We start from the raw sequence: 13,222 nt of genomic DNA, 5'->3' as shown, positions 1-13,222 counted from the left end.
GCCGCTGAGGAGTTGTCAGTCCGAGTCCGGCAACCGGCCCAGGGCGTCGCGCAGTTGCGCGCGGCCGGTGATGCCGAGCTTGGGGAAGATCTTGTGCAGGTGGAAGCCGATGGTGCGCGGGGAGAGGTAGAGCCGGGCGCCGATGTCGCGGTTGGTCAGGCCCTGGGCGGCGAGTTGGGCGATCTCCAGCTCCTGCGCCGTCAGGTCGGCCGGCGCGTCGGAGAGGGCGGCGGGCGTCACCGCCACGCCCGCCGCGCGGAGTTCCGCGGTGGCTCGCTCGGTCCAAGGGCGCGCGTCCAGTCGTACGAAGGTGTCGAGGGCGGCGGTCAGTTGGGGGCGGGCCTCGGCGGCGCGGCGGCGACGGCGCAGCCATTCCGCGAAGTCGAGGCGGGCCAGGGCGTGTTCGAAGGGCCAGCGGGCGGCTGCCGGGTCCTCGGTGGCCGCGCGGAAGTGGGGTTCGGCGTCCTCGGGTTCGCTCAGCAGGGCCGAGGCGCGGTGCACGATCGCGGACAGGCGGGCGGAACGCGGCTGTTCGAGGGTGCGTTGTACGGCCGCGAGCACGGCGCGGGCGTCGTCGGTGCGTCCGGCGCGGACGGCCGCGGCGGCGAGGTCGGCCAGGTAGTAGAGGGACGCGTGGTAGTGGACGGGGGCCGGGCGGTCCTCGTCGGTGAAGGTGCGGCGGAGGTGGTCGTACGCCGTCTCGTGGTCGCCTGCCGCCTGGGCCGCCAGGGCGAGCGCGTGACGGTGACGCACGTACAGGCTGCGGGAGGTGCGCAGGTCCCGGCCACGGACGGCGTCCGCCGCCTGGGCACGTGCCCCGGTATGGTCGCCGCGGGCGGCGCGCAGGGTGGCCTGAAGGAGCGGTGAGCCGACACCGACGTTGTCCGCGCCCGCCTCCGTGGCCAGCCAGAACGCCTCCTCGGCGGTGGTCCGGGCCTCGTCCCAGGCTCCGCTCTCGAAGTGTGCCAGGGCCAGGGCCTGCGCGACGGTGCAGTTGGCGCCGGCGGTGGCGGCCCGGCGCAGATGGTCCCTGGCCCGGCCGAGCAGGCGTACGGCCTCGTCGGTCTCGTCGAGGATCCAGGCCGCGCCGCCGAGGGTGACGAGGGCGGGCAGGGTGCGGTCCGTGTCGGGCGGCAGGGTGTCGACGGCGTGGGCCAGGTTCTTCAGGGTGCGCTGCCGGTCGGTGAACGGGTGGGTGGCCGCACGTGTCCAGACGCGGTCGGTGTCGTCCGGCTGGGGGGCGATGAGGCCGTCGATCCGCTGGATCTCGTGCCGGTGCCGGGGGTCGCCCGAGTTGTACGCCGGGGTCGCCGCCGTGCCCAGTGCGCTGAGGGCGAGGGCCGGTGCGGGTGTGGCCATGGATTCGGCGACGGGGAGCAGGAAGGCCAGGGAGTCGTCGTGGCGCAGGGTCACGGCGAGGGACCAGCCGGCGCGCAGGGAGGCCTCGGCGAGGAGTTGGGGGTCGTCGGTCAGCGCGGTGACGCGGCCCGCGATCTCGCCGACCCACTGCGGGTGCCCGGCGTACATGGCCGATTCGGCCGCCGAGAGCAGGCGGCGGGCGCGGGCGTGCGGGTCGGGGGTGAGTTCGGCGGCGCGTTCGAGGGCGGTGGCAGCGGCCGCGTGTCCGCCCCGGTGCTGGAAGCGGCGCGCGCTCTCGGCCAGGGCGTCGGCGATCTCCTCGTCGGGGCCGAGCGACGCCGCCGCGAGGTGCCAGGCGCGCCGGTCGGGTTCGTGAGCGAGCGCGGCGGCGAAGGTGAGGTGGGCCTCGCGGCGTTCGGCGAAGGTGGCCGCCTGCTGGACGGCCGAGCGCACCAGCGGGTGACGCAGCCGCACCTGACCGCCGTATACGCGTACCAGTCCCGCCTGCTCGGCCGGTGCCCAGACCTCTGGCCCGCCCACCTCCGGGACGTCCGAGAGCTGGGCGGTGCCCGCTGCCGCCACCAGGAGCAGGGCGCGCCGCGTCGCGGGCGGCAGCGCGGGTAGGTCGGCGGCGAACAGCTCTTCCAGACGGGCGGTCAGGGGCAGGGAACCGGTCGCGGCGAGGTCGCGGCCGCCCGGATCGCGGGCGAAGGCGCGTGTGAGCTCGATGAGGGCGAGGGGATTGCCGACGGCCTCATCAAGGATCCGCGAGCGGATCCGGCCCCGCGGCGGTCGATGCTGCCCGTCGAGCAGTCGTCCGGCCGCGGCCCGGTCCAGCGGGCCGACGGCCAGATGCGGGAAGTCGCGGTCGAAGCGCACCGGAACCGCCGTCTCGCGGGCGGCGAGCAGCAGTGACGCGGGTTCCCCGTCGAGGCGCCGGGCGACAAAGGCGAGAACGTCCAGCGAGCCGACGTCCAGCCACTGGGCGTCGTCCACGGCGATCAGCAGGGGACGCTCCGCCGCCGAGTCCGCGAGCAGGGTCAGCACCGCGGTCCGGATCGTCAGTGGGTCGGGCGCGGACGCTCCCTCGGTCCGGTCCATGCCGAGCGCGCGGCGCAGCCCGTTTCGCTGGTGCGCGGCCAGCCGCTCCACGCCACCGAGGACGGGACGCAGCAGCTGATGCACCCCGGCGAAGCCGAGGTCCTGCTCGCCCTCGCATCCCCGCACCCGCAGCACCCGCCGCCCCCGCTCCACGGCCAGCACGCAGGCCCGGTCGACCAGGGCGCTCTTGCCCGCGCCCGGCTCACCGGTCAGCACGAGCACGCGGGGCCCGGCGCCCTCCGCCGCGTCGATCAGCCGGGCTATCCGCGCCAGTTCGCCTTCCCTGCCGAGAAGTACGGAGCCGTCCCCCTGCCCGGCCCCGAAGCCACCGCTGCCACGGTCGTCACCGAAGCCACCGAAGTCCATCAAATTCCGTTCCCACCTACCCCCGCTCACACCTCATCCTGCCAGGTCGGCCGCACACGACCGGTCACATGACAGAAGCGCGGACCGCCACCTCACTGCCAGCATCGAGGACCAAGCAGGGCACAGAGATCGGGAGCGCGGCGGTGACTGGGGAAGCGGACATCGAGGAGCGACGCGGCCAGGTGTTCTGCACCAGCTCGGTGCCGGCCCGCGAGAGTCTGGAGTTCTGGCACGACGCCGTACTGGCCACGCTGGTGGGGATGGACATCCGCGCGGAGGGCGGGACGTACGACGCCACCATGCGCACGGACCGGCTCGGCGAGCTGCGGATCACCACGGTCGACTGCGATCCGGGAGAGGTCCACCGCGGCTCCGGTTACGTCGCCCGCGGGGACGGCACCGAGGTGTTCGTCGCCGTGCAGGCCAGCGGCACGGCCCAGGTCGAGCAGGACGGGCGGTACACGGAACTGCGGCCCGGCGACATCGCGTTCTTCGAGACCGTCCGCCCGTACCGCACGCGGTTCCCGGAGCGGTTCCAGCTGAAGATCTTCGCCGTGCCGCGCGGCCTCCTCGGCCAGCCGGAGTCGGCCCTCGGCCGGATCACGGCACGCGCCATCCGTCCGGTGGGCGGTCTCGCCGCGCTGCTGTCACCGTTCATGGCGCGTCTGGCGGACACCTCCGAGAGCTACTCGGGGCCGGTGGCCGATCGGCTCGCCGACAGCGCGGTCGGCCTGCTGGCCGCGGCCGCCGCACAGCAACTGGACACGGAGCCAGCCGAACTGCCCGGCGCCGAGCGGGTGTTGCTGCTGCGCGTCCAGCGGTTCATCCGCTGGCATCTGGCCGACGCGGACCTCACGCCCGCGGCCATCGCCCGGGCCCACGGCATCTCCGTGCGCTATCTGCACCGGCTGTTCGAGCAGGAGGGCACGACGGTCGTCCACTGGATCCGCCGACTCCGGCTCCAGGAGTGCCGCAGGGAACTGCCGGACGCGACGAGCATGGGCAGCGTGGCCCGCCGCTGGGGCTTCAGCGGCGCCCCGCACTTCGGCCGGGCATTCCGCCGGGAGTACGGCACCTCCCCCACCGACTGGCTGCTGGGCGAACGCGCCCGTCTCTCCCCGGAGGCGTCATGAGGGGTCCGGCGAGCGGGGAGCGGTCCTTCTCGACGGCATACGGCGATGTCGAGCTGGTCGTCCGCGCGGACCCGGAGTCCTGGCGGGGCTCCCTGCGCCTGCTCCACCTCGGCACGCTCCAGGTCGCGGCCGAGGAGTGCGACGCGGTGGAGGTCGTACGGACCGCGCGGCACACGACGACGGACGGCCGCACCCACCTCTATGCCCGCCTCCAACGGGAAGGCACCGCCCTGGTGTTCCAGGACGGCCACCGCGCACGTCTGCGCCCGGGAGACCTCGCCTTCTACGACGCGGGCCGCCCGTTCAGCTTGGCGCTGCCGGAACGTCAGCAGGCTCACGTCCTCATGTTTCCACGGCAGTTGCTTCGGCTGGGCGAGGCGGAGATCCGCCGGGTCACCGCGAAGGTCGTCGAGGCGGCGCCGCCCGAGGGCACGGCCGCGCTGTTGCTACCGCTTCTGCGCGGGCTGGTGGACGAGATCGACACGGTCGTACCCGCCGCCGAAGAGGAACTCGCGCGCGCTGTCACGGACTTGCTCGCTGCTCTGGCCGCCGATCAACTGACGGGGCGCGGGCGCGGGCAGCGTCAGCCTCCGGTCGCCGGCACGGGGGAAGCCGCGATCTTCGAACGCGTCACGGCCACCATCGAGACGCGCCTCGGTGAACCCGAGCTCTCCCCCAAGGTTCTCGCCGAGGCGCACGGCATCTCCCTGCGCTATCTGCACAAGCTCTTCCAGGAACGCAGCACGACGGTCGGCGCATGGATCCGTCGGCGCCGGCTGGAAGCCTGCCGGGCCGAACTCGCCCGCCCGGCGGCGGCCGACCGCTCCATCGCCTGCGTGGCCGCCCGGTGGGGCTTCGTCAGCCCCGCCCACTTCAGCCACACCTTCCGCAAGGCGTACGGGGTGTCGCCCGCGCAGTACCGCGGGCAGGTGCACGGCGGCTGAGGCGGAGGAGGCCGGGCGGGCGTCCGTGGGCCCCCGGTCGCCCATTCCTCCCTGTGCGCTGCCGGACCGGCAGCTGTGCACTGTCGCGCAATCCGCCCTGGTCGCACCGATCTAGCGTCGTCACCGAGGCGCCCGCACAGCGCATCCGAAGCACTGAGGAGAACCACATGTCCAACGCCGTCGAGCCGGTCCAGCCGGTGCTGGAGCCGGCCGCAGCCGCTTTCGCCGAGGCGACCGCCAACCCGCCGTACCTCTTCGATCTGCCGCCGGCCGAGGGCCGCAAGGCGGTCGACGAGGTGCAGTCCGGGGACATCGCCAAGCCGGCGGTCGACGAGGAGTGGGTCACCGTTTCCGGCGGCCCCACCGGGAGTGTCCGGGCCCGTGTCGTGAAGCCCGAGGGCGCGACCGGCAGCCTCCCGGTGATCCTGTACATCCACGGCGCGGGCTGGGTGTTCGGCAACGCCCACACCCATGACCGTCTGGTGCGCGAACTCGCCGTCGGCGCGAACGCCGCCGTGGTCTTCCCCGAGTACGACCTCTCCCCCGAGGCGCGCTACCCGGTGGCCATCGAACAGAACTACACGGTGGCCCGGTGGGTCGTCGAGCAGGGCGCGTCGAAGGGCCTGGACGCCTCGCGGCTGGCCGTGGCGGGTGACTCGGTGGGCGGCAACATGACCGCCGCGCTGACGCTGATGGCCAAGCAGCGCGGTGACGTCCCGCTGGTCCAGCAGGTGCTGTTCTACCCGGTCACCGACGCCAACTTCGACACGCCCTCGTACCACCAGTTCGCCACCGGCTACTTCCTGCGCCGGGACGGCATGCAGTGGTTCTGGGACCAGTACACGACCGACGAGGCCGAGCGCGCCCAGATCACCGCGTCCCCGCTGCGGGCCACCACCGAGCAGCTCACCGGGCTGCCCCCGGCCCTGGTCATCACCGGCGAGGCGGACGTCCTGCGCGACGAGGGCGAGGCCTACGCCAACAAGCTGCGTGAGGCCGGTGTTCCGGTCACCGCGGTGCGTTTCCAGGGCATCATCCACGACTTCGTGATGCTCAACGCCCTGCGCGAGACGCACGCCGCCGAGGCCGCGATCACGCTGGCCGTCTCCACCCTGCGCACCGCCCTGCACGGCTGACCCGAGAAGGAGAAACCCACATGTCCACCACTCCCACCGTCCTCCTCGTGCACGGCGCCTTCGCGGACGCCGCCAGCTGGTCCGGAGTGATCGAGGAACTCCAGAAGCACGGCGTCCCCGTCCTCGCGCCGCCCAACCCGCTGCGCGGCCTCGCCTCGGACGCCGCCTACGTCGCCTCCGTGGCGGCCCAGATCGACGGCCCGGTCGTCCTCGTCGGCCACTCCTACGGCGGCGCGCTCATCACCGTGGCCGGGGTCACGGAGAACGTGGTCGGCCTGGTCTATGTGGCGGCCTACGTCCTCGAAGAGGGCGAGAGCCTCGGCGAGTTGCAGGGCCGCTTCCCGCTCTCCCCGCTCGTCAGCAACCTCAAGCAGTGGACGTATCCGATCGCGGGCGGCGAGCCCGGCGTCGAGGTCACCATCGCCGAGGACGCCTTCCCGTCGGTGTTCGCCGCCGACGTGCCCGCGGAGGTCACCAAGATCCTCGCGGCCGCCCAACGCCCGCTGGCCGCCTCGGCGTTCGAGGAGACCGCGCCGGTCGCCGCGTGGCAGAGCAAGCCGTCCTGGGCGCTGGTCGCCGGCGCCGACGAGGCGATCAACCCCGAGGTCGAGCGCTTCGGCGCCAAGCGTGCCGGTGCCACGATCGTCGAGCTGGAAGGCGCCTCGCACGCCGTGGCGGTCTCCCGCCCCAAGGAGGTCGCCGACCTCATCCGTGACGCGGTCCGCGCGACGAGCTGACGCGGAGCAGTAGAGCGGGAGTAGTAGAGCGGGCGCGGCGCGGCCGGACATCCGTACGGGTCCGGTCGCGCCGTCGCGCGTACCCCGGTGAACCCACTGCCCGCTAACGCTTCACTCGGTAGCGCAGATAGACGATGCCCGAAGGGAAGGTGCGCGTCTCGACGTGTTCGAGGTCCGCCCGGCGCTCCTCCCGGGGAAAGTACGGAGTGCCGCCGCCGACCAGCACCGGGTGGACCACGACCTGGTACTCGTCGATCAGGCCCGCCGCGGCGGCCTCGGCGGCGAGTGTCGCGCCGCCGATCGCGATGTCGCCGTCGCCCGGCTCGGCCCGCAGCCGCTCGATCTCCTCCGCGACACTGCCGGTGGCCAGCCGGGCATGGCCCTGCACCGACGTCAGCGTGGTGGAGAACACCACCTTGGGGAGCGGATTCCAGAGCGCGACCCACTCGAGTTCCGCGTCGTCGAGCGAGTCCCGGTCGGCCGTCTCCCAGTACAGCATCGTCTCGTACAGCCGACGTCCCAGCAGGTGGACGCCGACCTGCCGGATCTCGTCGATCCAGAAGCGGAAGACGTCCTTGTCGGGGGCCGACCAGTCGAACCCGCCGTCCGGCCCGACGATGTAGCCGTCGAGTGAGCAGCCCATGGAATAGGTCACGCTGCGCATCAGAAGTCCTCCTCGGTGCCCGGGTCGACTATGAGACCCCCGGACGGCCCGGAAATCATCGCGACGCGCGCGAATTTCTCGACCGCACGGTGCGCCGCGCAGTGCGGTGTCAGGGCAGCAGCCGCGCGAGCTCGGCCATTTCCGCCTCGGGGTCCACCACGGGCTGGATCACCAGCTCGTCGACCCCCGCCTTCTCCAGCGCGTCGATCCGCTGCCGGATCTCGTCCCTGGTGCCGATGAGGCCGAACCTGTCGACCAGGGACGGCACGACGAGATCGCGGTCCTCGGGGGTCAGCCGGCCGAGATAGTTGCGGTAGAGCGTGTGGTGGCGGTCGGGGGCGGTGGCGGTGGTGCCGCGCAGGTGGAGCAGGCGGTCGACGGCCGCGGACTCCTCCGGAGGCAGGGCCGCGCGGAAGGCCGGGTTCTCCACCGCGAGGAGCAGGGCGCTCACCGCGATGTGCCCCATGGCGTCCTTGACGGCGTCGCCGTACCGGTACTCGCCGTCGGCGAGCAGGTACAGGGAAGAGATGAGATACGTGTGCGTCCTCTCGCTGTTGCCCGCGGCCTGTGCCGCCGCCCGGCGGGCCTGGCCGAGCGCGGACCAGGCCTCGGGGGCGTGCAGCGCGAAGGAGATCAGCCCGGTACCCAGGCGTCCGGCGACGGCGGCGACCCTCGGGCCGAACGCGGCCAGGGCGAACTCCACCGGGTCCTCGGTGTTGACGTAGCCGTCGACGTGCAGGAAGCGCACCCTGCTGGACCGGGTGCCCTCGCGGTAGTCCGTCTCGCGGTCGGCGGTGAGGTTCTGCAAGGCCGCCGTGAACGACTCCAGTTCCGCCGTCTTCGTGGGCCGCATGCCCAGCGTGCGGCGTGCGGTGTTGCCGGTGCCGACCCCGCAGACGATCCGGCCGGGTGCGAGGGCGTTGAGACTGCCGAGCGCCGCCGCCGTGGCGGGCGCGGAGCGCAGCGCGGGTGAGGTGACGCCGATGCCGAGTTTGATCCGGCTGGTGGCCTTGGCGCAGAGCGCGAGGGCGACGAACGGGTCGCCGTGGACCATCGGCGAGTCGTACACCCAGAAACTGCTGAAGCCGAGTTCCTCCGCGCGGGCGGCTAAGTCCTCCACACCCGGTCGTGCCGTCATGACGATGCCGGTCCGCATACTGATCCCCCTCGCCGTCGGTTTTCCGTCGACCGTACGGCTTCTCCGGTCCCGCTCGTGCGCTCGCGGGTGTGGATCACCGGCGGCTGGGCACCCAGGGGGACGACACATTGGCATACACCCGCCCCAGCCTGAACAAATCGCCGTACGCGGGCTTGACGCCCGGTGATGCGGGCCCATGAGCGGCGGAGTGTGGAACGCGGTGCCCTCGCGCGGGTGCCCCGCCGAACGGAGATCTGCGATGACGGCGGACAGCTGGGCACCCGCCCCACCGGCTCTGCCCCTGGTCCTGCCAGGGGTGTACGCCCCGCAGTGGGACACCGGTCTGCTGGCCCAGGCCCTGGAACGGGAGGGGGTCGGCGCCACGACCGACGTGCTGGATCTCGGCACGGGCAGTGGCGCGCTCGCCGTGCAGGCCGCCCGGCTGGGCGCGCGGGTGACGGCCGTCGACATCTCCCGGCTGGCCGTGCTCGCCGCACGGGTCAACGCGCTGCTGGCCGGGCAGCGGGTCCGGGTGCGCCGCGGCGATCTCGCCGACGCGGTGCCGGGACGCTCGTACGACCTGGTGGTCAGCAATCCGCCCTATGTGCCCTCGCCCCGCTCCGGGCTGCCGCGCCGCGGGCGGGCCCGGGCCTGGGAGGCGGGGCGGGACGGGCGGGCGTTCGTGGACCGGATCTGCGCGGCGGCGCCCACGGTGCTGCGGCCGGGCGGCGTGCTGCTGATCGTGCATTCGGGGCTGTGCGGCAGCCGGATCACCTTGCAGCGCCTCGCGCACGCCGGACTGCGCGCCTCGATCACCGACCGTGCGGTGGTGCCGTACGGCCCGGTGCTGCGTTCCCGGCGGCCCTGGCTGGTCCGGGAAGGCCTGGTGGAGCGTGCCGAGAACCGGGAGGAACTGGTGGTGATCCGTGCCGAACAGGTCTGAGCGGCCGCGCCGCGTGACGATCGAGCCCGGTGGGCCGCTCCTCGTGGAGGGCCCGGTCGAGGTGGAGCTCCCCGACGGCGGCACCGCCACCTCGCGGCGCTTCCAGGTAGCGCTGTGCACCTGCCGCCGCAGCCGCACCTACCCCTGGTGCGACACCAGCCACCGCCGCCGCCCTCGCCCGAAGCCGGACCAGGAGCAGGAGCAGGAGGGGGAACGGGAGGGGGAACGGGAGGGGGAGCAGGCATGACAGGGCCCCGGCTCCCCCACGCACGCGGCGCACTGTCCTCCGCCGTGCTCGGCGCGCTGTCCGGCGGCCCGGTTCGCACCCCGCCCCTCGACGGCCACCCGCCCTACGGCGAGGATCTCCAGCTCGCCCTCTACCTCCTCTACGAACTCCACTACCAGGGCTTCGACGGCGTACCCGACGACCTCGAATGGGACCCCGGTCTGCTGGCCCTGCGCCGCCCCCTGGAGCAGCGGTTCCTCGACGCCCTGCGCGCCGACGTCCCCGCGTGCTCCGACGCCGCGGGGACGCTGGACGCCCTGCTGGTGGAACCGGCCGGTCATGACGGCACGAGCGTCAGCCACCATCTGGAACGGGACGGTGAGCTGTGGCAGTTCCGGGAGTACGCCGCCCTACGCTCCCTCTACCACCTCAAGGAAGCCGACCCGCACGCCTGGGTCCTGCCCCGGCTGCGCGGGCGGGCCAAGGCGGGCATGGCCGCGATCGAGTTCGACGAGTTCGGCGCCGGACGCGAGGACGAGATACATGCCCGGCTGTTCGCCGATCTGATGCGTGACCTGGGCCTGGAGACGGCCTACGGGCACTATCTGGAGGCCGCCCCCGCCGAAGCGCTCGCCGTCGTGAACCTGATGTCCCTGTTCGGGCTGCACAGGGCCCTGCGCGGCGCGCTGGTCGGTCACTTCGCGACGGTGGAGGTGACCTCGTCGCCCGGCTCGCGCCGGCTGGCGGCGGCGCTGCGGCGCCTGGGCGCCGGTGCGGCCGCGCAGCGGTTCTACGACGAACATGTGGAGGCGGACGCCGTGCACGAGCAGGTCGTACGGCATGAGGTGGTCGGCGGGCTCCTCGCCGACGAACCCGGCCTCGAAGCCGACGTCGCGTTCGGTGTGCGGGCCACCGGTTTCCTGGAGGACCGGCTGGCCGCCCGGCTGCTCGACGCCTGGCGGCGGCAGCGCAGTGCGCTGCGGGTTCCGCTGGATCACTCCAGGGCGCCGGGCCGCGTTCCGGCGCCCTGAGCTCCGCATCGGTGGCCGCGACGGGGGAACTCGGCGCCCATGAACACCTTCGCTGCCGAGCAGCTGTCCTACTGGATCGCGACGGCGCCGCAAGGAGAGCCCCGTCCGGCGCTGGAGCGGGACATCACCGTCGACGTGGCCGTGATCGGCGGGGGGATCGCGGGGCTCAGCACGGCCTGGGAACTGGCTCGGAGCGGGCGTGGGGTGGCGGTGCTGGAGGCCGGGCGGGTGGCCGCCGGGGTCACCGGCCACACGACGGCGAAACTGAGTGTGCTGCACACGCTGGTCTATGAGCGGCTGCGCCGTACGCGCGGCCCGGAGGCGGCACGGCTCTACGCCCGCTCCCAGAGCCAGGCGCTGCGGCACGCCGCCGCGATCGTGGACGAGCTGGGTATCGACTGCGACTGGGAGGAGGCGGACGCCTTCACCTACGTCCAGGACGCCGCGCGCACCGGCGAGCTCAGGGCGGAGGCGGAGGCCGCCCGGGAAGCGGGGCTGCCCGCCGACTATGTGACGGAGACGGATCTGCCGTACGAGGTCGCGGGCGCGGTCCGGGTCACCGGGCAGGCGCAGTTCCATCCGCGGAAGTACCTGCTGGCGGTCGCCGACGAGCTGCTGCGGCAGGGCGCGGAGATCTACGAGCACACGCGGGTCACCGGCCTCAAGGAGGGTGAGCCGTGCCGGCTGACGACCGAGGCGGGTGTCACGGTCACCGCCCGGCACGTCGTGGTCGCCACCCACTACCCGATCTTCGACCGCGCCCTGCTGTTCACGCGGCTCTCCGCGCGCCGCGAACTCGTCTGGGCGGCCCCAGTCCCGGCCGACCAGGCCCCGCACGGCATGTTCATCACGCCCGAGAAGGGCACGCGGTCGGTGCGCACCGCCCCGTACGAGGACGGGCAGCGGCTGCTCATCGTCACCGGCGAGCACTTCACCCCGGGGGCGGGGGATGTGGAGGCGCGGTTCGAGCGCCTCGCCGACTGGGCCGTGGAGCATTTCGGGAAGCTCGACTTCACGCACCGCTGGGCGACGCAGGACAACGACTCCACCGACTCCGTACCCCTCGTCGGACCGCTCCCCACGGCCGGCCGGCACACCTACGTGGCGACCGGATTCGGCGGCTGGGGCCTGAGCACCGGCATCATGGCCGGACGGCTGCTGACCGAACTCATCAACGGGCGCGAGCCCGAGTGGAGCGGCCTGTACGACCCCCGTCGGCTGGGCACCGTCGTACGCGAGGCGCCCGCCTTCCTCAAGCACCAGGCCAACGTCGCCCGGCACTTCGTCGGCGACCGTCTGCCGAACGTCTCGGGCGGCTCCACGGACGACATCGCACCCGGCGACGGCGCGGTCGTCCTGACCGGCGGCCACCACAGCGCGGTCCACCGCGACGACGAGGGTCAGCTCCACGCCGTCTCCGCCCGTTGCACCCACCTGGGGTGCCTGGTCGCCTTCAACCGGCCCGAACGCGCCTGGGAGTGCCCCTGCCACGGCTCCCGCTTCGACACCGAGGGGAACGTCGTCCAGGGACCGGCGACACGGCCGCTGGAGCGGCGCGACATCTGACCGCCCATGGGGGCAAGGGCGGCCGACGTGATCCGCTGGGCGCACGCTCCGCGGAGTTGGATCCGAGCGTGTGAAGAACGCACGTCCAACCGGACGCCATCGGCGTGGCAGTCGCCGCTCCCCGGGTTCGCGCGGTGTGCCCTGAGGGCTCAGGACCGTTCACGGTGAAGGAGACACCCCGCATGTTCGGACAATCGCAGGCGTTCAGCGGCTTCTCGGTCGACGATCTCGGTGAGGCCCGCCGCTTCTACGGCGAGACGCTCGGCCTCCAGGTGGAGGAGTCGGGTCAGGACGACATGCGCATCCTGACCATCACGCTCGGCAGCGGCGCCCGGGTGTTCGTCTACCCCAAGGAGAACCACACGTCGGCGTCCTTCACGATCCTCAACTTCCCCGTCGACGACATCGACGCGGCCGTCGCCGCGCTCGAACAGCGTGGCGTGGCCCTTGAGCGCTACGCCGAGTTCGACCACGACGAGAAGGGCGTCTTCCGGCCCGGCGGCTCCGGCCCGGCGGCGATCGCGTGGTTCACGGACCCCGCGGGGAACGTTCTCTCCGTGATCCAGGAGCGCTGACAGTAGGTCCACCGCGGCCCGCACGGAGCAATCCGGCGGGCCGCGGTCGCGTCGGTTCACGAAAGTCCGAAAACGGCTTCACCGGGCGGAAGAAATGCGCCGGTGAATGTGTCCGAAAACGGCTTTCCGAAAAGCCGTCCGATGCCCCGGGCGCCGGGTGAATTATGAGCGGACCAGGTGGGGTGTCAACCGTGTCCTGGCGACAGGACACGGTGTGGCCTCGCAGGATCGTCCCGGGTGAGCAGATGCGTTCTTTCGCCACTTCGGCTGGCTAGCATCACGACTGCGCTTGTCCGCAATTCC

General features: G+C 72.9%; 12 protein-coding genes. 9 read left to right on the top strand and 3 right to left on the bottom strand.

The features are described from left to right. Positions 1-15: 15 nt before the first annotated feature. Positions 16-2,826 carry an AAA family ATPase gene (locus ABZ928_RS38040; RefSeq protein WP_361529015.1) on the bottom strand — a complete coding sequence of 937 codons (2,811 nt, stop codon included), beginning with the start codon at positions 2,824-2,826 and terminating at the stop codon, positions 16-18. 143 nt (positions 2,827-2,969) lie between these two features. Here ABZ928_RS38040 and ABZ928_RS38035 point away from each other — a divergent pair, with 143 nt between their 5' ends. From ABZ928_RS38035 to ABZ928_RS38020, 4 genes are all read left to right on the top strand, one after another. Beyond that, the gene (locus ABZ928_RS38035; RefSeq protein WP_361529012.1) at positions 2,970-3,959 is read left to right on the top strand and encodes a helix-turn-helix domain-containing protein; all 990 of its coding nucleotides are present in this window, start codon (positions 2,970-2,972) and stop codon (positions 3,957-3,959) included. Beyond that, positions 3,956-4,903, top strand: coding sequence for a helix-turn-helix domain-containing protein (locus ABZ928_RS38030; protein ID WP_361529009.1), 948 nt, complete (start codon positions 3,956-3,958; stop codon positions 4,901-4,903). The genes ABZ928_RS38035 and ABZ928_RS38030 overlap by 4 nt, the downstream gene beginning before the upstream one ends. Positions 4,904-5,070: 167 nt before the next feature. Next, positions 5,071-6,039, top strand: a complete 969-nt coding sequence (locus ABZ928_RS38025) for an alpha/beta hydrolase (RefSeq protein WP_361529006.1) — start codon at positions 5,071-5,073, stop codon at positions 6,037-6,039. 20 nt (positions 6,040-6,059) lie between these two features. After that, positions 6,060-6,776 (top strand): alpha/beta hydrolase, encoded by a 717-nt coding sequence (locus tag ABZ928_RS38020; RefSeq protein WP_361529003.1) that lies wholly within the window; start codon positions 6,060-6,062, stop codon positions 6,774-6,776. Positions 6,777-6,879: 103 nt separating this feature from the next. Here ABZ928_RS38020 and ABZ928_RS38015 read toward each other — a convergent pair whose 3' ends face one another. Beyond that, positions 6,880-7,440: a dihydrofolate reductase family protein gene (locus tag ABZ928_RS38015; protein ID WP_361529000.1), complete on the bottom strand. Its 561-nt coding sequence runs from the start codon at positions 7,438-7,440 to the stop codon at positions 6,880-6,882. A 109-nt stretch (positions 7,441-7,549) separates the two neighbouring features. Further along, on the bottom strand, positions 7,550-8,596 hold the full coding sequence (locus tag ABZ928_RS38010) for an LLM class flavin-dependent oxidoreductase (RefSeq protein WP_361528997.1): 1,047 nt from the start codon (positions 8,594-8,596) through the stop codon (positions 7,550-7,552). Positions 8,597-8,837: 241 nt separating this feature from the next. Here ABZ928_RS38010 and ABZ928_RS38005 point away from each other — a divergent pair, with 241 nt between their 5' ends. The 5 genes from ABZ928_RS38005 to ABZ928_RS37985 all read left to right on the top strand — a co-directional run bounded on the left by ABZ928_RS38005 (position 8,838) and on the right by ABZ928_RS37985 (position 12,919). Then, positions 8,838-9,521, top strand: a complete 684-nt coding sequence (locus tag ABZ928_RS38005) for a HemK2/MTQ2 family protein methyltransferase (RefSeq protein ID WP_361528994.1) — start codon at positions 8,838-8,840, stop codon at positions 9,519-9,521. Further along, the gene (locus ABZ928_RS38000; RefSeq protein WP_361528991.1) at positions 9,505-9,768 is read left to right on the top strand and encodes a CDGSH iron-sulfur domain-containing protein; all 264 of its coding nucleotides are present in this window, start codon (positions 9,505-9,507) and stop codon (positions 9,766-9,768) included. The genes ABZ928_RS38005 and ABZ928_RS38000 overlap by 17 nt, the downstream gene beginning before the upstream one ends. After that, entirely contained in the window at positions 9,765-10,778 is a 1,014-nt protein-coding gene (locus tag ABZ928_RS37995; RefSeq protein ID WP_361528988.1) for an iron-containing redox enzyme family protein, read from the top strand. The genes ABZ928_RS38000 and ABZ928_RS37995 overlap by 4 nt, the downstream gene beginning before the upstream one ends. A gap of 39 nt (positions 10,779-10,817) precedes the next feature. Continuing rightward, entirely contained in the window at positions 10,818-12,344 is a 1,527-nt protein-coding gene (locus tag ABZ928_RS37990) for an FAD-dependent oxidoreductase (protein WP_361528985.1), read from the top strand. A 182-nt stretch (positions 12,345-12,526) separates the two neighbouring features. Next, on the top strand, positions 12,527-12,919 hold the full coding sequence (locus ABZ928_RS37985) for a VOC family protein (RefSeq protein WP_361528982.1): 393 nt from the start codon (positions 12,527-12,529) through the stop codon (positions 12,917-12,919). The last annotated feature ends 303 nt before the right edge of the window (positions 12,920-13,222 follow it).

This window comes from Streptomyces sp. NPDC046909 (assembly GCF_040644695.1).
GTDB lineage: Bacteria > Actinomycetota > Actinomycetes > Streptomycetales > Streptomycetaceae > Streptomyces.
The sequence above is the reverse complement of the archived record's forward strand: the minus strand, read 5'-3'. Positions and strand labels throughout refer to the sequence as shown.

Bases quoted from the DNA above. Each gene is read 5' to 3' on its own strand.
- ABZ928_RS38040 (WP_361529015.1), bottom strand. From the start codon at position 2,826: ATGGACTTCGGTGGCTTCGGTGACGACCGTGGCAGCGGTGGCTTCGGG.
- ABZ928_RS38015 (WP_361529000.1), bottom strand. From the start codon at position 7,440: ATGCGCAGCGTGACCTATTCCATGGGCTGCTCACTCGACGGCTACATC.
- ABZ928_RS37995 (WP_361528988.1), top strand. From the start codon at position 9,765: ATGACAGGGCCCCGGCTCCCCCACGCACGCGGCGCACTGTCCTCCGCC.
- ABZ928_RS38005 (WP_361528994.1), top strand. From the start codon at position 8,838: ATGACGGCGGACAGCTGGGCACCCGCCCCACCGGCTCTGCCCCTGGTC.
- ABZ928_RS37990 (WP_361528985.1), top strand. From the start codon at position 10,818: ATGAACACCTTCGCTGCCGAGCAGCTGTCCTACTGGATCGCGACGGCG.
- ABZ928_RS38020 (WP_361529003.1), top strand. From the start codon at position 6,060: ATGTCCACCACTCCCACCGTCCTCCTCGTGCACGGCGCCTTCGCGGAC.
- ABZ928_RS37985 (WP_361528982.1), top strand. From the start codon at position 12,527: ATGTTCGGACAATCGCAGGCGTTCAGCGGCTTCTCGGTCGACGATCTC.
- ABZ928_RS38010 (WP_361528997.1), bottom strand. From the start codon at position 8,596: ATGCGGACCGGCATCGTCATGACGGCACGACCGGGTGTGGAGGACTTA.
- ABZ928_RS38030 (WP_361529009.1), top strand. From the start codon at position 3,956: ATGAGGGGTCCGGCGAGCGGGGAGCGGTCCTTCTCGACGGCATACGGC.
- ABZ928_RS38025 (WP_361529006.1), top strand. From the start codon at position 5,071: ATGTCCAACGCCGTCGAGCCGGTCCAGCCGGTGCTGGAGCCGGCCGCA.